Genomic DNA, 18,495 nt, shown 5'->3' with positions numbered 1-18,495 from the left:
TCACACAGGTACGACGGTCACCAGGCTTTCGAGCCCCACGAAGTCATCGGTGTTACGTGTGTAGAGAGGCATTCCCTGGCTTGAGGCGATGGCGGCGATCATGAGATCCATCCGCCTCGGCCGGGGATCCCGTTTCGCGGCGAGGGTCAGGGCGACCAGGCTGCCGTAACGAGCTGCCGCTTCGGCGTCAAAGGGCAGCGGCTCGAAGTCGAGGACCGCCGCGCCCAGCTTCTCCATGCGGGTTGCTCGGGCGGCTGGACTCCTAGCCATTCGCCACCCCCTGCTGCAGCTCGGCGAGAGTGATGGCTGTGAGCTCCGGCGCTGCGGGCAGATCGGCGGGTGAGATCTCGGCGAGATCTATGTAGACACTGGTGTCGATGACGCCCGAGTTGGGACGATCAGCCACGCCGGTCCCAAGGGTCGTCGTAGACACGGTCGTCACCGAACACCTCGTCTGCCTCGCTGCGCATCTCCGCGTAGTCGACGTGCGGAAGCCGTCGATGCTTGGCGACCAGCTCTTCTGCACTCAGGCGGCGCTTGCGCGACAGCGGCCGAATTTCCGCGAATTCGATCCCGTCGCGGGTCACGCGAAAGATCTCGCCTGCCGCTACCTCGCTCATGACGGCGGATGGGTTGTTCCCGAGCTCACCTTGAGTGATGACCTTCAACACACACCTACCGTAGCCTCGCGTAACTCACCGTGCTACCGATTCTAGGTCTCAGCGGCCTCATATAGCTCGTTCAGTGGCCCTGGTAGTTGGCCGGGCGCTTCTCGCGGAAGGCGCGGGTGCCTTCCTTGGCGTCCTCGGAGCCGATGACCGGCCAGCCGAGGTCGTCGGAGACCTTCAGGGCCTCGGGTTCGGCCAGGCCGAGGGTGTCGCGGTAGGTGCGGAGGATGGCCTGGACGGCGAGGGGGCCGGAGGCGGCCACGTCGTCGGCCAGTTCGCGGGCCACGGCCAGCGCCTGTCCGTCCGGGACGACGCGGTTGACCAGGCCCATCGCCAGCGCTTCGGCGGCCGTGACGGCGCGGCCGGTCAGGAGGAGGTCCATGGCGTGGCAGTACGGGATCTGGCGGGGGAGCCGGACGGCGCTGCCGCCCATCGGGAAGAGCGCCCGCTTGGCCTCGAAGAGCCCCAGCGTGGCCGACTCGGCCACCACCCGCAGGTCCGTGCCCACCAGCAGCTCGGTGCCGCCGGCGACCGCGTAGCCCTCGACGGCGCAGATGATCGGCTTGGTGGGCAGGTCCTCGCGCAGCAGGCCCTTCCAGTGGAAGTTCGGGATCCTGGCGGCCCGCGCCTGCACGTCGGGGTCGGTGGACGGCTGGCCCATGGCCTTGAGGTCGGCGCCGGCGCAGAAGGTGCCCTCGGCGCCGGTCAGGATCGCGACCCTGACGTCCGGCTCGGCGCTCGCGTACGCCCAGGCCGAGGCGAGGCCGATCAGCATGTCCGAGGAGAGCGCGTTGCGGGCCTCCGGCCGGTTCATGGTGACGACGAGGACGTGCCCGTCGCGTTCGACCCGGCAGTGGGGGGTGCTGATCGGCAGGAGCTCCACGATGCCTCCGAAGTCTCGTATCAAGCGCTTGCTACGCACTTCGCCCCAGGATACGCTCCCAGCAGCAAACGAGAACAGGTTCCTGTTTTTTCGTCGGCCGCGAGGAGCGCACATGGGCACGCTCGGTTTCTGGAGGCTCGCGCAGGCGGATCCCGATTGGATCGCCGCCGTGGACCCCGACGGCGCGGAACACCGCGCGGGCGACCTCCTGGCCCGGGCCAACCGCCTCGTCCACGGCCTGCGCGACGAGCTCGGGCTCCAGCCCGGCGACGGCGTCTGCGGCCTGGTGCCGAACGGCGCCGACGGCCTCGTGCTGTACCTGGCCGCGCTCCAGGCCGGCTGGTACTACACGCCGGTCAACTGGCACCTCACCGGACCGGAGATCGCCTACATCGTCTCCGACAGCGAGGCGAAGGCGTTCTTCGTGCACCCGCGCTTCCTCCAGGAGGGCGCGCGGGCGGCCGAGGCCATCGCCCCCGAGCGCCGCTTCCTCATGGGGGAGGGGACGGACGGGTTCCGGCCGATGCGCGAGCTGACCGACGGCCGTCCCGGCACCGCGCCACCCGACCGCACCGCCGGCCTGACCATGCACTACACCTCCGGCACCACCGGCAAGCCGAAGGGCGTGCGCCGCCCGCTCAGCGGCCTGGACCCGGACGACGGCGCCGAGCTGATGACGTTCCTGCTGGGACTGTTCGGCGTCACCCCGGGACGCCCCAACGCGCACCTGGTCACCTCGCCGAGCTACCACACCGCCGTCACCCAGTTCGGCGGCACGGCCCTGCACATGGGCCACACGCTCGTCTACATGGACCGCTTCGACGCCGAGGAGCTGCTGCGCCTGTGCGAGCGGCACCGCGTCACCAGCTCCCACATGGTGCCGACGCACTTCAAGCGGCTGCTCGCGCTGCCGGAGGAGACTCGGCGCGCCTACGACCTGTCCTCGCTCACATGGATGATCCACGCCGCCGCCCCCTGTCCCGTCCCGGTGAAATGGGCGATGTTGGAGTGGTGGGGCGACTGCGTGTACGAGTACTACGCGGCCACGGAGGGCGGCGGCACCCTCGCCACCCCCGAGGGCTGGAAGGCGCACCCGGGCACGGTCGGCACGGCCTGGCCCATCAGCGAGCTGCTCATCGTGGACGAGCAGGGCGAGCCGGTCCCTGCCCGCACCCCCGGCACGATCTACATGAAGATGCTCGGCGCGTCGTTCGAGTACAAGGGCGACCCGGACAAGACCGCCGCCAACCGCCTCAAGGACCACTTCACGGTCGGCGACATCGGCTACCTCGACGAGGACGGCTTCCTCTACCTCTGCGACCGCAAGGCCGACCTCATCATCTCGGGCGGCGCGAACATCTACCCCGCCGAGATCGAGAACGAGCTCATGATCCACCCCAAGGTCGCGGACGTGGCCGTGTTCGGCATCCCGGACGAGGAGTGGGGCGAGCAGATCAAGGCCGTCGTCGAGCCCGCCCCGGGCGCCGAGCCGGGCCCCGAGCTCGCCGCCGAGCTGCTGGCCTCACTGGAGGGCCGGCTGGCCCGCATGAAGTGGCCGCGAACGATCGACTTCATCGCCGAGATGCCCCGCGAACCGAACGGCAAGCTGCACAAACGCAAGCTCCGCGACCCGTACTGGGAGGGACACGACCGTGCCATCTGATCCGCTGGTCGCTCAGCACGTCCTGGAGTTCCCCGGCGGTTACACCCGCTCGACCGGCCCGGTGGTGGGCCGCTTCCTCACCGAGCTGCGCGAGCGCCGCATCGTCGGCGTGCGGACGAGCGAGGGCGGCGTGCTGGTGCCGCCCCTGGAGTACGACCCCGCCACCGGCGAGCCCGTGACCGGCGAGTACGTCGAGGTCGGCCCGGCCGGCACGGTCACCACCTGGACATGGGTGCAGGAGCCGCTCGACTCCCACCCGGTGGACATCCCCTTCGCCTGGGCGCTGATCGCGCTCGACGGCGCGGACACGGCGCTCGTGCACGCCGTCGTCCCCGAGCACCCCAAGGCCATGCGGGCCGGGATGCGGGTCCGGCCGGTGTGGCGGGAGCAGCCCACCGGCCACATCACCGACATCCGGCACTTCGCCCCCGAGGTCACGAAGATCGTATCCCCGGTCCGCGCGGAGTACCGGCTGCGGGCGGGCGGCTCGCTCGGCGTGTTCCTGGCCGGCGTGGAGCGCGGCGTGCTGCTCGGCGGGCGGTGCGAGCGGTGCGCGAAGGTGTACGTCCCCTACCGCACCTTCTGCCCCGAGTGCGGAGGCCCCATCCCGGACACCCTCGAACTGCCCGACACCGGGACGATCACCACGTTCGCCATCAACAACCTGCCCGATCCGCGGGCGCCCGAAGTGCCCTTCGTGTCGGCGTACATCCTGCTCGACGGGGCCGACCTCCCGATGATCGCGCTGGTCGCGGGCGTGCCCGCGCACGAGGTGCGGCAGGGCATGCGGGTGCGGGCCGTGTGGGTGCCCGAGAGCGAGCGTACGGCGTCCATGGCGAACATCCGCTGGTTCGCCCCCACCGGCGAGCCCGACGTGGAGCTGTCATGAGAGAGGTAGCGATCGTCGCGTTCGCGCAGACGCGGCACACCGACCACGACACCGGCCTCAGCGAGCCCGAGCTGATCCTGCCCGTCATCAACGAGGTGAAGGAGCGCACCGGGCTCACCCGGTTCGGCTTCACCTGCTCGGGGAGCTGCGACTACCTGGCGGGCGCGCCGTTCTCGTTCGTCTCGGCGCTCGACGCGCTGGCCGCCTGGCCGCCGATCTCCGAGAGCCACGTCGAGATGGACGCCGCCTGGGCGCTGTACGAGGCATGGGTACGCCTCCAGCACGGCGACATCGACTCGGCCCTCGTGTACGGGTTCGGCAAGACCTCGCTCGGCGACCTGCGCACGATCATGACGTTGCAGCTCGACCCGTACTATCTGGCCCCCCTCGGCCTCGACCAGCTCTCCTACGCCGGGCTCCAGGCCGCCGCACTCGGCGCGGAGCGCGCGGAGCTCGACGAGATCGTACGCCGCAGCCGGGCGGACGGACGGGCGAACCCGTACGCGCTGGACCTGCCCGACCCCGAAGGGGACGGGCTCGTGGCGCCGCCCATCACCGACGGCGCGGCGGCGGTCGTGCTGGCCGCCGGCGACCTCGCCACCCGCCTCACCTCCACCCCCGCCTACATCAGGGGCCTCGCCCACCGGATCGAGCCCCACTACCTGGGCATGCGGGACCTCGCCCGGTCGGCCTCCGCGGCCGACGCCGCCCGCGCCGCCGGCGTCGGCAAGGGCCCCGTCGAGGTGGCCGAGCTGCACGCCCAGTTCGCGCACGAGGAGATCATCCTGCGCGAGGCGCTGGAGCTGACCGGCGACACCGTCGTCAACCCGTCCGGCGGCCCGCTCGCCGCCAACCCCGTCATGGCGACCGGCCTCATCCGCATCGGCGAGGCCGCGCAGCGCATCCTCGACGGCCGCAACCACCGGACCGTCGCGCACGCCGCCGGCGGCCCCTGCCTGCAGCACAACCTCGTCACCGTCCTGGAGGGCTGAGATGGGCAACCGCTGTGCGGTCATCGGCGTCGGGCAGACGCACTACACGACCCGCCGCCAGGACGTCTCGGTCGCCGGGTTGGTGCGCGAGGCCGCGGTGCGGGCACTGGAGGACGCCGGGCTGACGTTCAAGGACATCGACGCCGTCGTCATCGGCAAGGCGCCGGACCTGTTCGAGGGCGTGATGATGCCGGAGGCGTACCTGGCCGACGCGCTCGGCGCGGCCGGCAAGCCGGTCATGCGGGTCCACACGGCCGGCAGCGTCGGCGGCTCCACCGCGCTGGTCGGCGCCTCGCTCATCCAGGGCGGGGTGCACGAGCGGGTGCTGGTCGTGGCCTTCGAGAAGCAGTCGGAGTCCAACGCCACCTGGGCGCTGTCCACGCACCTGCCGTTCAGCGCCTCGCTCGTGGTGGGGGCGGGCGGCTACTTCGCGCCGCACATCCGCGAGTACATGCGCAGGACCGGCGCGCCCGGCCACATCGGCACGCTCGTCGCGGTCAAGGACCGGCTCAACGCGCTGAAGAACCCGTACGCGCACCTCAAGATCCCCGGCATCGACCAGAAGATGGTCGAGTCCACGCCCATGCTCTGGGAGCCGATCCGCTACCTGGAGACCTGCCCGTCCAGCGACGGCGCCTGCGCCATGGTGCTCGCCGCCGAGTCGGCCGTCACCGGCACGCCCGCCTGGGTGCACGGCACCGCCATGCGCTCGGAGCCGATCTTCCGCGCCGACCGCGACACGGTCAGCCCGCAGGCGGGCAAGGACTGCGCCGCCGACGTCTACCGGCAGGCCGGCATCACCGACCCGCGCCGGCAGATCGACGTGGCCGAGGTCTACGTGCCCTTCTCCTGGTACGAGCCCATGTGGCTGGAGAACCTCGGCTTCTGCGCCGAGGGCGAGGGCTGGAAGCTCACCGAGTCCGGCGCCACCGCCCTCGACGGCGACACCCCCTGGAACGCCTCCGGCGGCGTGCTGTCCAGCAACCCGATCGGCGCGTCCGGGCTCATCAGGTTCGCCGAGGCCGCACAGCAGGTGCGCGGCCAGGCCGGCGAGCACCAGGTGGACGGCGCCCGCACCGCGCTCGGCCACGCCTACGGCGGCGGCGCCCAGTTCTTCGCCATGTGGATCGTGGGACGGGAGAAACTCTGATGGAGTTCAACCACGCGGACCTGTTCGAAGGGCTGGCGGACGCGATCCCCGACCGGGTCGCGGTGATCTGCGACGCCGACCGCCGCACCTACGCCGAGCTGGACGCCGAGGCCAACCGGCTCGCCCACTACCTCGACGGCCTGGGCGTCGGCCCCGGCGAGCACGTCGGGCTCCAGCTCTACAACGGGCTGCCGTACGTCGCCGGGATGCTGGCCGCGCTGAAGCTCCGCGCCGTGCCGATCAACGTCAACTACCGCTACGTCGAGTCCGAGCTGCTCTACCTCTACCGGGACTCCGACATCCGCGCGCTGATCTACGACGTCGAGTTCGAGCCGCGCGTCGCCGCCGTCGTGGGCGAGGCGCCGCTGCTGGAGCACCTGATCGCGGTCGGCGGGCCGCCGTCGATCGGCTCGGCGGTGACGTACGAGTCCGCGCTGGAGAGCGGCAAGCCGGAACGGGGCTTCCCGCAGCGCTCCGGCCAGGACGTCTACATCATCTACACCGGCGGCACCACCGGCATGCCGAAGGGCGCGATGTGGCGGGTCGAGGACCTGTTCTTCGGCTTCGGCGGCGGCAACCCCGGCGGCGAGCCGCGGGCCACCCCGCAGGAGGTCATCGACGAGGCGGTCAAGGCCGGGCCGATGACGATGATGGCGGTGCCGCCGCTCATGCACGGGGCGGCGCAGATGGCCACGTTCATCACCTGGTGCATGGGCGGGACCATGGTGTACGTCCGCAAGTTCGACCCCGACGAGGTCTGGCGGACCGTCGAGCGCGAGCGCGTGCTCACCGTCAACATCACCGGCGACGCCATGGCCAGGCCGCTCGCCGAGGCGCTGGCCGCGGGCTCGTACGACGTGTCGTCGCTGTTCGTGGTCAGCTCGACGGGCGCGATCCTGTCGGGCGCGGTCCGCGACCGCCTCCAGGAGCTCCTGCCGAACGTCATGATCCTCGACAACTTCGGCTCCACCGAGTCCGGCTACACCGCCTCCGCCGTCGCCGGGTCCTCGCCCGAGAAGGGCCTGCGCTACCAGCCGAACGCGGTGGTCCGGCTGGCCGTGCTGGACGAGGCGGGCCGCCCGGTCGAGCCCGGCTCGGGCACGCTCGGCACCGTCGCGCGGACGGGACGGGTCGCGTTCGGCTACTACAACGACCCCGAGAAGACCGCCCGCACGTTCGTCACCGACGAGCAGGGCACCCGCTGGCTGCTCACCGGCGACCTCGCCACCGTCGACCCGGACGGCACGGTCAACGTGTTCGGGCGCGGCTCGCAGTGCATCAACACGGGCGGGGAGAAGGTGTTCCCCGAGGAGGTCGAGGCGGTGCTCAAGGGCCATCCCGGCGTGTTCGACGCGGTGGTGACCGGGGTGCCGGACGAGCGCTGGGGCAACCGGGTGGCGGCGGTCGTCGAGCCGCGGCCGGAGGCCGATCTCACGGCGGAGGAGCTGGACGCGCACTGCCGCACGCTGCTGTCGGGGTACAAGGTGCCGCGTTCGTACGCGTTCGTGGACCAGATGGTCCGCTCCCCGGCGGGGAAGGCGGACTACCGGTGGGCGCGGGAGACCGTCGAGGCCGGCGAATCCTGAGCCGGCCCCGACGGTCTCCCGGTCAGCCGAAGTTGATCCACGCCCGGGTCGTGCCCGTTCCCGGCGCGACGTCCAGGTAGTCGGCCCGGCCGTCGCCGTCGATGTCGGCGAACTGGATCCTGGCGCCCTCCACCAGGACCCCGCTCGCGACCTCGCCGCCCGGCATCCAGTACCAGTCGCCGCCTCCTGGCTTGGGCCCGCCGTTCCGCCAGACCTGCACGGAGCTGTCGTAGGGCTGGGTGCCGGTGTGGTTGTCGTCGAAGCGGCCCATGAGAAGGTAGTCGGCGGACCGGCTGCCGTGGAGCGGGGCGAAGCGGACCCGGTGGCCGGGCTGGCCGACGCCGCTCGCGATGGTGCCCTGGGGGAGCCAGTACCAGTCGCCGCCCCCGGGCTTGGGGCCGCCGTTGAGCCAGGCCTGGACGGAGCTGTCGTCGTTGACCTTCACGTAGTCGGCCCTGCGGTCGCCGTCGAGGTCGGCGAAGCGGATGTGGCTGCCCGGCGCGCCGACGCCGCCCGCGATGGTGCCTTGGGGGAACCAGAACCAGTCGCCGCCGCCGACGGGCTCCTTGGGGTTGGGGCCGCCGTTGAGCCAGGCCTGGACCGAGCTGTCGGCGTTGACCTTCACGTAGTCGGCTCTGCCGTCGCCGTTGAGGTCGGTGAAGCGGATGTTCGCCCCGGGCGCCCCGACGCCGCTCGCGATCTTGCCTTGGGGGAGCCAGAACCAGTCGCCGCCGCCGGCGGGCTCCTTGGGGTTGGGGCCGCCGTTGAGCCAGGCCCGGACCGAGCTGTCGGCGTTGACCTGGAGGTGGTCGGCCCTGCCGTCGCCGTCGAGATCGGCGTAGACGACCCTGCTGGTGTCCCCGCCGTACGTCCCGGACGCGACCGTGCCCTGCGGGACCCAGCCTCTGACGGGGGCCGGAGCCGGGTTCCCGCCGCCGGGCGCGCCGATCCAGCCGGCCCGCGCCACCTGCACCAGGCCCTGGTGGAACGCCCCCGCCATCTTCAGGTAGCCGGAGTCGTTCGGATGCAGGAGGTCGGTCAGGTCGGTGAGCGTCACCGTGGTCAGGTTGACCAGGTAGACGTGCTTGCCGGCGGCCCACCGCGCCCCCGCCTCCAGCCGGATCGCCTCGTTGAACCGCAGGATCCGCTCCTGGGTCGGTCCCCAGCCGGACGGGACGACGGTCGAGACCAGGACGGTCACGTCGGGGGCGGCGCGGAAGATCTGGTCGATGAGGGCCCCGAGCCTGGCCGGCGCGCCTGCCGGGTTGTCGTTGTTGTTCAGGTCGTTGGTGCCGATGTGCAGCAGCACCACGTTGGGCCGGTACATGGCCAGCGCCGCGTCGACGACGCCGGCGAGCTGGGAGATCGTCCAGGCGGGGTGCCCCTCGTGGGCGTCGGGCGCCGGGCCCGAGCGTTGTGAGCCGACGAACGTGACGCCGGCCCCGTCGTCCTTCAGCAGGTTGTGCAGCGCCGGCCGGTAACCGCCGCCGTTCGAGCTGCCCGCGCCGTGCGTGATCGAGTCGCCGAGCGGCATGATCCGCAGCTCCCGCTGGAGGTTCGAGGAGACCCCGGCCCAGGCCGCCGTCTCCTCGGCGATGAGCCGCTCCAGCTCCTCGAACCGCCAGCCGAGATTCTCCACCCGCTCGGCGACCACGCCGCCGAACCAGCGGTCGAGCCAGGGCACCTGGGCCCTGATCCAGCCGCCGGCCTTCTTGATGGACGTGGCGAGCTGGGCCTTCGCCCACGGGGCGAGGTACTTCTCCCACAGGACGCCGCCCGCCAGCCCGAGGATCCCGGCGATGATGATGTCCCTGGTCGCCTCGATGGTGCCCAGGGTGCCCGCGAACGTGTGCGTCATGATCGCCGTCATGATGCCGGTCACGGTGGTCTGGAGCGGGGTGCAGACCAGCGGGATGATCGCGGCGCCCACGCCGCTGGACGTCAGGAAGCCGATGCAGAGCATCCTGAGCCCGTAGCCGATGATCCAGCCGATCGCCGTGGCGGCGATGTCCTGCCAGAAGCTGGAGGTGGTGATCTCACCGGCCGGGATGGTGAGGACCAGCCCGCTGCCGTTGGAGGTCAGGTTGACCGTGCCGGCGAAGTTGGGCCACACCGAGGTGTCCACCCGTTCGTGCACCGGGACCGAGCCGTCCGCGACGGCCTGCTTGAGCGCTCCGCCCAGGCCGCCGTGCTCCCTGATCTCCGCCTGCACCTCGGGGACCAGGTCGCGCAGGACGGCAGGGCTCAGGCCGAGGTCGGCGGCGTTGAGGGTGATGGTGACGTCCCGGTCGGCCGCTCGCGCAGGCAGGGCGGGGGCGAGGCACACCACCATCACGACGGACAGCAGGGAGATCAGGAACCGACGCGCTCGTAACATCTGCCACCTTGCTCCGTGGGAACGATGACCGCTCGGAGAAGGTATCGCCGGTCACGAGATGGAGATCAAGAAGCGGATGGCCGGCAGGTGAACCCTGGGTGGCGCGCCCCTCGGCGCGTCAGGCCTTCTCGGCCGTGAGCCAGGCCGCCAGCCCGAGATAGACGACTCCGCTGCCCACCTCCAGCCGCCGCTGCGCCCGCCGGGAGGCCCGCAGCCGCCCGGCGAGGGCTGAGGCGAGCATCGCGTACGTGCCGTCGGAGGCCATGCCGAGCGCGATCCACAGCAGCCCGAGCAGCAGGATCTGCGGCCCGAGGGGCCCGGCGGCCGGGTCGGTGAACTGCGGCAGGAACGCCAGGAAGAAGATCGCCGTCTTCGGGTTGAGCACGTTGACCACGACCCCCTCCCAGAACAGCCGCCGCTTCGACTGCACCCGCAGCTCCACGGCCTCCTCGCCGCCGCCGCGCCGGACGAGGTTGCGTACGCCGAGCCAGACCAGGTAGGCGATGCCGCCCCACTTGACCACGGCGTAGGCCGTGGCGGAGGCGGCCAGCAGCGCGCTGAGGCCGAGCGCCGCCGCGGCCACGTGCACGACCGAACCGGCGTGCACGCCCAGCACGCTGATCAGCCCCGCGCTGCGGCCCTGGGCGACGCTGCGGGTGACGATGTAGAGGACCGCGGGTCCCGGCACCACGAGCAGGCCGAGCGTCAGCGCGCAGAACAGCGCGAGAGTCGCGACATCAGGCATACATGCATCATAAGAAGGGCGTCAACGACTTTTCCTCAGCGTGTGGAGCAGCGCCTCGACGGGCGGCGGGTGGGGCGGCTCGCCGAGGACGGCGGCGTACACGTGCCGGCTCGAACCGGCGATCTCGGCGACCTCGACGCCCGGGTGGCGGTGGGCGCGCAGGGCGAGGCCGGGCAGCATGGTGAGGCCGAGGCCGGAGGCCACCAGCGCCTGCACGGCCACGATGTCGTCGCTGGTGAACGAGACGCGCGGGGCGAAGCCCGCCCTGGCGCACACGTCCAGGAGGTGAGTGCGGCAGCGTTCGCAGCCGGCGATCCAGGAGGCGCCGGCGTGCGCCGCCAGGTCGCCGTCCACCGGGCGGTCGGCGACCAGGTAGCCGGGGTCGTCCATGAGGGGGATCATGGTGATCCCGCGTTCCTCGGGGGCGGTGTCGTCATAGCGGAAGATCACGGCCACGTCGGCGCGGCCGGCGCGCAGCAGCCGCAGCGCCTCTGGCGGCCCCGCCTCGGTGAGGTCGAGCCGGAGGCCGGGATGGCCGGCCTTGAGCACCGTGACCGCCCGCGGGACGAACGTCCCGAGCGAGGAGGGGAAGGCGGCCAGGCGCACCCGGCCGGCGCGCAGGCCCACGTGGGCGGCCAGCTCCTCGGCGGCGTCGTCGAGCCGGCCGATGATCTCGGCGGCGCGCTCGGCGAGCAGCCACCCGGCCTCGGTCAGCCGGATGCCCCGGCCCACGCGCTGCACCAGCCGGGCCCCGGTCTCGGCCTCCAGCCGGGCCAGGTGGTGGCTCACGGACGGCTGCGAGTAGTGCAGCTCCTTGGCGGCGGCGGTGACCGAGCCCTTGCGGGCGACCGCGAGGAGGACCCGGAGGCGGACGACGTCCAGCATTCATCGACCATATCTATGGGTGAGCCAGAACACTTCTGTTGGACCTATCGATACCGGCGGTAGCACTGTGGAGAGGGAAAGACCACCGTCTGCTCTCCCTGAAGGGCAACCATGGAAGTCGCCGTGACCGCACTCGCCAGGCCGGGTCTGGAGCCGCTCGTCAGCGGCATCTCCGCCGTCGTGGCCCGGGGCCTGGACCCCGAGCACACCGCGTACGCCGCCGCCGACGTGTTGCGCGAGCGCCTGCCCGGCCCCGGCCTGCTCACGCCGGAGGAGCGGGCGGGCAGGCCCGACACGTACGTCTCCCACCTGCTCCACGCCGAGGAGGGCTTCTCGATCGTCGGCGTCGTGTGGCGGCCGGGCCAGGTCACCGTGATCCACGACCACGTCTCCTGGTGCGCGTTCGGCATCCTGAGTGGGGTCGAGCACGAGACCCTTTACCGGGACATGGGCGACCACCTGCGCGAGCTCGGCCGGACCGACAACCGGCCTGGCGAGGTCAGCGGCTTCGCGCCGCCCGGCGACATCCACAAGGTGGTCAACACCAGCGCCGACGTCGGGGTCTCCGTGCACGTGTACGGGGCCGACCTGAGGCGGCTCGGCAGCAGCGTGCGCCGCGCCTACGACCTCCCTGTGCGATGAGTTCCTGACGCCCCGCCGGTCTCCATGGCGGGACGCGATGCCGGGGACGCGCAACTTTATTTGCGCAAATTTATTTTCGCATCTACGGTGGAGTCATGGCCACCGAGAAGACGCGCCACGTCCGCGACCTCGACACGCTCAAGGCGCTCGGGCACCCGCTGCGCATGAAGCTCTACCGCGCGCTCTACGTCGCGGGCACGGCCACCGCCTCCCACCTCGCCGACCAGGTCGACGAGGCGGTGAGCCTGGTCAGCTACCACCTGCGCAAGCTGGCCGCGCACGGCCTCATCGAGGAGGCGCCGGTGGCCGGCGGCGACGCCCGCGAGCGCTGGTGGCGTCCGGTCGCCGAGAGCATCTCCACCAGGGACGCCGACTTCCGCGACAGTCCCGAGGAGGTCGCCGTCCACGCCGCCGTGAGCCGCGCCCACACCCGCCAGCAGCACGAGATGTACGAGGGCTACCTCGACGCCCAGATGAGCTGGGAGCCCGGCTGGCGCGACGCCGCCTTCTCCTCCGAATACCTGATGTGGCTCACGCCCGACGAGCTGCGCGGCCTCGGCGACGAGCTGCGCGAGCTGGCCGACCGGTGGCGGGCGCGCGGCCGGGCGGCCCGCGACGCGGGCGACACCGAGGGGCGCGAGAGCGTCGCACTCCACATGTACGGCTTCCCGTTCCGCTCATGGCGGCCATGACACCGACCAGGAGGAACCCGATGGACCCCGACCTCTACCTCTACGTCGAGCGAGCCCGCGCCCGCGAACTGCGCGCCGAGGCCGCCCGCCACCGCGCGACCGTCCGCCCCCGGCCGGCGCCGGGCCCGCGTCCCTGGCGAGCCCGGCTCGGCTGGGCCTTAGTGGAGACGGGCCTGCGCCTCGTCCACACCGGCACGCCGCCCCGCCACGCGACCGACCACTGACCTCGCACTGCGTCAGCGATACTCCGCCAGGCCGTCCGCGAGCTCTTCTTCGTCGCCGTCGCGGACGGCGTAGAGGGCTTGCTGCAGGGCGAACGTGCCGCCGATCGCGGCGATGCGGGTCAGGAGTCCGTGGTCTGGCCGGCCGCCCAGGGCGAGCACCCGCTCCAGGAGCTGAGAACCGTGGCCGGCACGGATGGCCGCGAGGTCCTCGGCGGGGTCGCCGAGTGCGACATCGTCCCAGTCGAGCACTCCGGAGAGGCGCGGCAGGCCGTCCTCCCACTCCCACAGGATGTTCTCGGCACCGAGGTCGCCATGCACCACCGCTTCGGTGAGGTGGGGAAGGCTGTCGAGTGCCGCGAGGTCCCGCTCGGCCCGTAGGCGTCCGCTGGGGGACATGAGCGGGAACAACTCCGCGCGAACGTCCTCCGCGAACCGCCGCCACCGGCCTTCCGGTGCTTGAGGGAGAACCGCTCGTGCCGTTTCGTCCGCGCCGGCGCGGGCCAGAGCCGACAGCAGCGCGACACACTGCGCGGCCACGGTGTCCACCACGTGGGCGTCGTCGAGCGCGTCGGTCTTCAGCGGCTCCCCCGGAAGACGGCTGAGCACCAGGAAAGGCGTCTCGCCGGTGCCGGGGGCGCCGCCGTGGAGCAGCGGTTCAGGGATGCGAAAACCGAGGTCGAGGCCGGCGAGCGCGCGTAGCGCGGTCACCCGCTCGGGCAACCGGGCGGCCGCCGACCGGGTGCGGGGCAGGCGTACGACGCGGTCCGAGCCGATGACCACGATGTGGAACTGCCCCTGACGCACGGCGAGGTCGTCCGGATCGTCGTCGGGCAGCAGACGGCTCAGCAGAGCGCGATGCGTCGTACGGATGCTCACGGGTGTTCTCTGGACCCTTCGGCGGTGGTCGGAGGCGATGTGCGTGCGGCCCGGCGCAGCTCGTCGTGACCGAGGAAGCGGAACATGCTCTCCCCGGCCGCGAGCGGTCGCGGGCGCCCGGTGAAGCGGTGGGCGCCGACCCCGTACCCGGCCTGCGGCGGCGACACCCACTCCAGGGTGAAGCCGTCCTCCTCGAACCACATGCGGATCCGCGGCACCAGGTCCGGCTCCTCGCGGTGCCGCGTCCAGACGACCGTGCCGCCCTCCGCGCACAGCTGCGGGAAGAAGCCGACGGTCCGCCGGACGTCGTCGTCGCTGATGTTGCCGAAGATGCCGCAGGCGAGGACGAGGTTCGCGGGCGCCAGGTCGGCGTACTCGTCGGTCAGGGAGGCGTCCGCCTCGACCACCTCGACCCGGCCGAGCCCGGCCGCCGCGGCGGCGCTCCGCGCGAGGTCGCAGTTGGCGGGGTCCAGCTCCACCAGCCGCGCCCGTACGTCGTCGCGCCGGGGATGCTCCGCCAGCACGGGGATGAGGTCCCGCCCCTGGCCCGCGCACGTGCTGATCACCCGCAGCGGCCCGGCGGGCGCGGCGTCCAGCGCCGCCCTGACGCGCTCCTGGACCGCCACCAGCCGCCGCGCCAGCGCTGAGTCCGGGCGATCGTACTCGTCGTGCCACTCGTTCCAGTCCATGACGCGACACTATGTCCCACAGGACCCGAACGATCTAGAGAGAGAAGGAGCGCGGTGACACGGCTTCTCGCCCGCGTGTGGAGGATGCTGGGCGGCCGGCTGCGGTGGCGGCTGGTGTGGCTCACGCACGCCACGTTCATGATCGGCGTCACCGGCCTGGTCCGCGACGACGAGGGCCGGCTGCTCGTGCTGCGCCACCGGCTGTGGCCGGAGCGCCGCCCCTGGGGCTTCCCCACGGGCTACGCCAAGCGGGGGGAGACGTTCGAGGAGACCGTCCGGCGCGAGGTCCGCGAGGAGACCGGCCTCGACGTGCGCGTGGGCCGGCTGCTCCGGGTGCGCAGCGGCTACGCCCTCCGCGCCGAGCTCGCCTACGAGGCCGTCCTGACGGGCGGCACCCTGAAACTGGACCCCCTGGAGATCCTGGAGGCCCGCTGGTGCCACCCCGGCGACCTCCCGGAGGGCCTCCAACCCGCCCACAGGGAGCTGCTGGCGGAGAATCCCTCCGGGTCGGGCGGCTGAGAAGGTCAGGCCGCGCTGGGGGAGCCGAGTTCCAGGAGGAACAGGGCCTCGGCGGTGGCGACCTTGCGCAGTTCCTCCAGGTCGACCCGCTCGTTGGGGGCGTGGCAGCCGGCGTCCTCGTCCTCGGCGCCGAACAGCAGGATCTCCGCCGCCGGGAACTGCTTGAGCAGGGTGTTGACCAGCGGGATGGAGCCGCCGGCGCCGACGTCGCGCGGCGGGCGGCCGAAGGCGCGCTCCATCGCCCGGTTGAGCGCGGCGCGGGCGTAGCCGCCCGAGTCGGCCTGGAAGCCGGAGCCCACCGTGAAGTCGCCGAAGCCCACCTGGACGCCCCACGGAGCCACCTGGCGCATGAAGTCGACGACGGCGTTCACGGTCGTCTTCGGGTCGCCGGCCGGGGGGACGCGGACCGTCACGCGGGCCCGCGCCACGGGCTGCACCGCGTTGATGGCCTGCGCCACCGTCGGCACGTCGAGGCCGGTGACGGTGATGGCGTAGGACGACCACAGGCGGTCGGCGAGCGAGCCGGAGCCCACCAGGGACACCCCGTCGAGCACCCCCGCCGTCTTCCTGAACTCCTCCTCCGACGGCCCCTGGCCGAGGAACGAGCCCCGCGGCAGCCCGGGGACGCGGATGTCGCCGTTGTCGTCGTGCAGCGCGGTCAGCATGCGCATGAGGGCGGCCAGCGCGTCGGGGGCGGCGCCGCCGGCCGAGCCGCTGTGGACGGACTCGCGCAGCGTGCGGACCTCGACGGTGAAGGCGGCCATGCCGCGCAGCGAGGTCGTCACCGCCGGGTCGCCGACGCGCGGGTTGCCGGTGTCGGCGACCACGATGGCGTCGGCGCGCAGCAGCTCGGGGTTGCGCTCGACGAACGCCTCCAGGCGCTCGCCCGCGTACTCCTCCTGGCCCTCGACGATGACCTTGATCCCGACCGGGAACCGGCCGCGGAACGCGCGCAGGGCGGCGACGTGCGACATCACGCCGGACTTGTCGTCGGCGGTGCCGCGCCCGTAGAGGCGGCCGTCGATGAGGGTCGGCTCGAACGGGGGCGTCCGCCAGGCGTTGAGGTCGCCGGCGGGCTGCACGTCGTAGTGCGCGTACAGCAGCACGGTGGGCGCTCCGGGCGGGGCGGGGGCCTCGGCGTAGACCGCCGGGTAGCTGCCCTCGACGGGGACCTGCTGCACGCGCGGCAGGCCGGCCGAGCGGAGCAGTTCCTCCGTCACCGCGGCGGCGGCGAGCACGGGCTCCTCCGGGTGCCCCGGGAACGCGACGGAGGGGATGGCGGCCAGCCGCTTGAGGTCCTCGACGGTCTGGGGCATCGAGGCGGCGACGGCGCTCTCTATCTGGTCTGGAGTCACTGGGACGCTCCCCCGGGGGTCGTTCTCGTCGAAGCTGGACAGTTTGCCACTCATTGGATCACATCCGCCCGCCTATCTGGGACGCAACCCGGTAAACGGGACGAAACGGACATGCTCCATCGCGTTAATCTACATGCGGATTTCGTTGCCGTTACATGGTGCTTCTGCGGATCTCGATTTTCCTGCACACTGCTACGACCGATTCGCTTGGCAAACGATCGGTGAGCATGCAGACTTGGGCTAGCTGAGAGACGAGGGAAGATAACGATGACGCAGCCGGAACACGACGTCCTGAAGGCCGCGCAAGACCACCTTTGGTTGCACTTCACCAGGCACAGCGCCTACGAGCAGTCCGAGATCCCGACCATCGTCCGCGGTGAGGGGTCCTACGTCTACGACATCCACGGCAAGCGCTACCTCGACGGCCTGGCCGGGCTCTTCGTCGTCCAGGTCGGCCACGGCCGCCAGGAGCTGGCCGAGGCCGCCGCCAAGCAGGCCCAGGAGCTGGCCTTCTTCCCTCTGTGGTCCTACGCCCACCCCAAGGCCGCCGAGCTGGCCGAGCGCCTGGCCGCGCAGACCCCCGGCGAGCTCAACCGCGTCTTCTTCACCACGGGCGGCGGCGAGGCCGTCGAGACCGCGTGGAAGCTCGCCAAGCAGTACTACAAGCTCGTCGGCAAGCCGCTCAAGCACAAGGTCATCAGCCGCCAGATCGCCTACCACGGCACCCCGCAGGGCGCGCTGTCGATCACCGGCATCCCCGCGTTCAAGCAGATGTTCGAGCCCCTGGTGCCCGGCTCGGTCCGCGTGCCCAACACCAACCACTACCGCGCCGACGAGATCACCGGCGTCCCGGGCATGACCCCCGAGGAGTACGGCATCTGGGCGGCCGACCGCGTGGCCCGCGCCATCGAGATGGAGGGCCCCGACACCGTGGCCGCCGTCTTCGCCGAGCCCGTGCAGAACGCCGGCGGCTGCTTCCCGCCGCCCCCCGGCTACTTCCAGCGGCTGCGCGAGATCTGCGACGAGTACGACGTCCTGCTCGTCTCCGACGAGGTCATCTGCGCCTTCGGCCGCCTCGGCACCATGTTCGGCGGACAGAAGTTCGACTACGTGCCCGACATCATCACCTGCGCCAAGGGTATGACCAGCGGCTACTCGCCCATCGGCGCGATGATCGCGCACGAGCGGCTGTTCGAGCCGTTCAAGGACGGCGACACCATGTTCGCCCACGGCTACACCTTCGGCGGCCACCCCGTCTCGGCCGCCGTCGCCCTCGCCAACCTCGACATCTTCGAGCGCGAGGACCTGCTCGGCCACGTGACCAGGAACGAGCCGCTGTTCCGCCAGACCCTCGACGACCTGCGCGACCTGCCCATCGTCGGCGACGTGCGCGGCTCCGGCTACTTCTGGGGCATCGAGCTCGTCAAGGACAAGGCCACCAAGGAGACCTTCGACGCCGCCGAGTCCGAGCGGCTGCTGCGCGGCTTCCTGTCCAAGGCGCTCTTCGACGCCGGGCTCTACTGTCGCGCCGACGACCGCGGCGACCCCGTCATCCAGCTCGCTCCCCCGCTGATCGCGGGTCCGCAGGAGTTCGAGGAGATCGGCTCCATCCTTCGTGGTGTCCTCACCGAGGCGTGGGCCCGCATCTGACACCCCTCAG

General features: G+C 71.8%; 19 protein-coding genes. 10 read left to right on the top strand and 9 right to left on the bottom strand.

The genetic code is table 11. The features are described 5' to 3' along the window. The 3 genes from ACBR40_RS45135 to ACBR40_RS45125 form a co-directional block, all read right to left on the bottom strand. On the bottom strand, nt 1-237 hold the full coding sequence (locus ACBR40_RS45135) for a hypothetical protein (RefSeq protein ID WP_371252701.1): 237 nt from the start codon (nt 235-237) through the stop codon (nt 1-3). A gap of 161 nt (nt 238-398) precedes the next feature. Further along, nucleotides 399-671: a PhdYeFM domain-containing protein gene (locus ACBR40_RS45130; RefSeq protein WP_344210039.1), complete on the bottom strand. Its 273-nt coding sequence runs from the start codon at nt 669-671 to the stop codon at nt 399-401. A 70-nt stretch (nt 672-741) separates the two neighbouring features. Continuing rightward, the gene (locus tag ACBR40_RS45125; RefSeq protein ID WP_371252700.1) at nt 742-1,551 is read right to left on the bottom strand and encodes a crotonase/enoyl-CoA hydratase family protein; all 810 of its coding nucleotides are present in this window, start codon (nt 1,549-1,551) and stop codon (nt 742-744) included. 112 nt (nt 1,552-1,663) lie between these two features. Here ACBR40_RS45125 and ACBR40_RS45120 point away from each other — a divergent pair, with 112 nt between their 5' ends. From ACBR40_RS45120 to ACBR40_RS45100, 5 genes are read left to right on the top strand one after another with little or no spacing between them, the layout of a single operon-like run. Next, nucleotides 1,664-3,214: an acyl-CoA synthetase gene (locus tag ACBR40_RS45120; protein ID WP_344210035.1), complete on the top strand. Its 1,551-nt coding sequence runs from the start codon at nt 1,664-1,666 to the stop codon at nt 3,212-3,214. Beyond that, entirely contained in the window at nt 3,204-4,103 is a 900-nt protein-coding gene (locus tag ACBR40_RS45115) for a Zn-ribbon domain-containing OB-fold protein (RefSeq protein ID WP_371252699.1), read from the top strand. The genes ACBR40_RS45120 and ACBR40_RS45115 overlap by 11 nt, the downstream gene beginning before the upstream one ends. Further along, entirely contained in the window at nt 4,100-5,095 is a 996-nt protein-coding gene (locus ACBR40_RS45110; RefSeq protein WP_371252698.1) for a lipid-transfer protein, read from the top strand. Before ACBR40_RS45115 ends, ACBR40_RS45110 begins: the two co-directional genes overlap by 4 nt. 1 nt (nt 5,096) lies before the next feature. Then, entirely contained in the window at nt 5,097-6,245 is a 1,149-nt protein-coding gene (locus ACBR40_RS45105; protein WP_371252697.1) for a thiolase domain-containing protein, read from the top strand. Beyond that, the gene (locus ACBR40_RS45100; RefSeq protein WP_371252696.1) at nt 6,245-7,831 is read left to right on the top strand and encodes an acyl-CoA synthetase; all 1,587 of its coding nucleotides are present in this window, start codon (nt 6,245-6,247) and stop codon (nt 7,829-7,831) included. Before ACBR40_RS45105 ends, ACBR40_RS45100 begins: the two co-directional genes overlap by 1 nt. A 22-nt stretch (nt 7,832-7,853) precedes the next feature. Here ACBR40_RS45100 and ACBR40_RS45095 read toward each other — a convergent pair whose 3' ends face one another. From ACBR40_RS45095 to ACBR40_RS45085, 3 genes are all read right to left on the bottom strand, one after another. Next, nucleotides 7,854-10,208: a GDSL-type esterase/lipase family protein gene (locus ACBR40_RS45095; protein ID WP_371252695.1), complete on the bottom strand. Its 2,355-nt coding sequence runs from the start codon at nt 10,206-10,208 to the stop codon at nt 7,854-7,856. Nucleotides 10,209-10,326: 118 nt separating this feature from the next. Then, complete coding sequence (locus tag ACBR40_RS45090) at nt 10,327-10,953, bottom strand: LysE family translocator (RefSeq protein ID WP_344210023.1); 627 nt, start codon at nt 10,951-10,953, stop codon at nt 10,327-10,329. Between the two features lie 21 nt (nt 10,954-10,974). Beyond that, the gene (locus ACBR40_RS45085) at nt 10,975-11,838 is read right to left on the bottom strand and encodes a LysR family transcriptional regulator (protein WP_371252694.1); all 864 of its coding nucleotides are present in this window, start codon (nt 11,836-11,838) and stop codon (nt 10,975-10,977) included. Between the two features lie 111 nt (nt 11,839-11,949). Here ACBR40_RS45085 and ACBR40_RS45080 point away from each other — a divergent pair, with 111 nt between their 5' ends. The 3 genes from ACBR40_RS45080 to ACBR40_RS45070 all read left to right on the top strand — a co-directional run bounded on the left by ACBR40_RS45080 (nt 11,950) and on the right by ACBR40_RS45070 (nt 13,396). Further along, complete coding sequence (locus ACBR40_RS45080) at nt 11,950-12,480, top strand: cysteine dioxygenase (protein ID WP_371252693.1); 531 nt, start codon at nt 11,950-11,952, stop codon at nt 12,478-12,480. Nucleotides 12,481-12,575: 95 nt separating this feature from the next. Beyond that, the gene (locus ACBR40_RS45075) at nt 12,576-13,172 is read left to right on the top strand and encodes an ArsR/SmtB family transcription factor (RefSeq protein WP_371252692.1); all 597 of its coding nucleotides are present in this window, start codon (nt 12,576-12,578) and stop codon (nt 13,170-13,172) included. A gap of 20 nt (nt 13,173-13,192) precedes the next feature. Continuing rightward, nucleotides 13,193-13,396 carry a hypothetical protein gene (locus ACBR40_RS45070; protein ID WP_344210015.1) on the top strand — a complete coding sequence of 68 codons (204 nt, stop codon included), beginning with the start codon at nt 13,193-13,195 and terminating at the stop codon, nt 13,394-13,396. 12 nt (nt 13,397-13,408) lie between these two features. Here the strand turns inward: ACBR40_RS45070 and ACBR40_RS45065 are convergent, their stop codons facing one another. Both ACBR40_RS45065 and ACBR40_RS45060 read right to left on the bottom strand, forming a co-directional pair. Then, nucleotides 13,409-14,272, bottom strand: coding sequence for a phosphotransferase family protein (locus ACBR40_RS45065; protein WP_371252691.1), 864 nt, complete (start codon nt 14,270-14,272; stop codon nt 13,409-13,411). Then, complete coding sequence (locus ACBR40_RS45060) at nt 14,269-14,961, bottom strand: class I SAM-dependent methyltransferase family protein (protein ID WP_371252690.1); 693 nt, start codon at nt 14,959-14,961, stop codon at nt 14,269-14,271. The genes ACBR40_RS45065 and ACBR40_RS45060 overlap by 4 nt, the downstream gene beginning before the upstream one ends. Nucleotides 14,962-15,015: 54 nt before the next feature. Between ACBR40_RS45060 and ACBR40_RS45055 the strand changes: the two genes are divergently transcribed. Beyond that, nucleotides 15,016-15,480: an NUDIX domain-containing protein gene (locus ACBR40_RS45055; RefSeq protein WP_364449593.1), complete on the top strand. Its 465-nt coding sequence runs from the start codon at nt 15,016-15,018 to the stop codon at nt 15,478-15,480. A 5-nt stretch (nt 15,481-15,485) separates the two neighbouring features. On the opposite strand, the gene ACBR40_RS45050 is transcribed toward ACBR40_RS45055, so the two are convergent. Beyond that, nucleotides 15,486-16,835: a M20/M25/M40 family metallo-hydrolase gene (locus ACBR40_RS45050; protein WP_344210005.1), complete on the bottom strand. Its 1,350-nt coding sequence runs from the start codon at nt 16,833-16,835 to the stop codon at nt 15,486-15,488. Nucleotides 16,836-17,102: 267 nt separating this feature from the next. Here ACBR40_RS45050 and ACBR40_RS45045 point away from each other — a divergent pair, with 267 nt between their 5' ends. Continuing rightward, nucleotides 17,103-18,485: an aspartate aminotransferase family protein gene (locus ACBR40_RS45045; protein ID WP_344210003.1), complete on the top strand. Its 1,383-nt coding sequence runs from the start codon at nt 17,103-17,105 to the stop codon at nt 18,483-18,485. The last annotated feature ends 10 nt before the right edge of the window (nt 18,486-18,495 follow it).

Origin of the sequence: Nonomuraea sp. AD125B, from assembly GCF_041402765.1 — a bacterium.
Taxonomy (GTDB): domain Bacteria; phylum Actinomycetota; class Actinomycetes; order Streptosporangiales; family Streptosporangiaceae; genus Nonomuraea; species Nonomuraea bangladeshensis.
The sequence above is the reverse complement of the archived record's forward strand: the minus strand, read 5'-3'. Positions and strand labels throughout refer to the sequence as shown.

Bases quoted from the DNA above. Each gene is read 5' to 3' on its own strand.
- ACBR40_RS45135 (WP_371252701.1), bottom strand. From the start codon at position 237: ATGGAGAAGCTGGGCGCGGCGGTCCTCGACTTCGAGCCGCTGCCCTTT.
- ACBR40_RS45070 (WP_344210015.1), top strand. From the start codon at position 13,193: ATGGACCCCGACCTCTACCTCTACGTCGAGCGAGCCCGCGCCCGCGAA.
- ACBR40_RS45060 (WP_371252690.1), bottom strand. From the start codon at position 14,961: ATGGACTGGAACGAGTGGCACGACGAGTACGATCGCCCGGACTCAGCG.
- ACBR40_RS45085 (WP_371252694.1), bottom strand. From the start codon at position 11,838: ATGCTGGACGTCGTCCGCCTCCGGGTCCTCCTCGCGGTCGCCCGCAAG.
- ACBR40_RS45120 (WP_344210035.1), top strand. From the start codon at position 1,664: ATGGGCACGCTCGGTTTCTGGAGGCTCGCGCAGGCGGATCCCGATTGG.
- ACBR40_RS45110 (WP_371252698.1), top strand. From the start codon at position 4,100: ATGAGAGAGGTAGCGATCGTCGCGTTCGCGCAGACGCGGCACACCGAC.
- ACBR40_RS45090 (WP_344210023.1), bottom strand. From the start codon at position 10,953: ATGCCTGATGTCGCGACTCTCGCGCTGTTCTGCGCGCTGACGCTCGGC.
- ACBR40_RS45045 (WP_344210003.1), top strand. From the start codon at position 17,103: ATGACGCAGCCGGAACACGACGTCCTGAAGGCCGCGCAAGACCACCTT.
- ACBR40_RS45075 (WP_371252692.1), top strand. From the start codon at position 12,576: ATGGCCACCGAGAAGACGCGCCACGTCCGCGACCTCGACACGCTCAAG.
- ACBR40_RS45080 (WP_371252693.1), top strand. From the start codon at position 11,950: ATGGAAGTCGCCGTGACCGCACTCGCCAGGCCGGGTCTGGAGCCGCTC.
- ACBR40_RS45095 (WP_371252695.1), bottom strand. From the start codon at position 10,208: ATGTTACGAGCGCGTCGGTTCCTGATCTCCCTGCTGTCCGTCGTGATG.
- ACBR40_RS45100 (WP_371252696.1), top strand. From the start codon at position 6,245: ATGGAGTTCAACCACGCGGACCTGTTCGAAGGGCTGGCGGACGCGATC.
- ACBR40_RS45105 (WP_371252697.1), top strand. From the start codon at position 5,097: ATGGGCAACCGCTGTGCGGTCATCGGCGTCGGGCAGACGCACTACACG.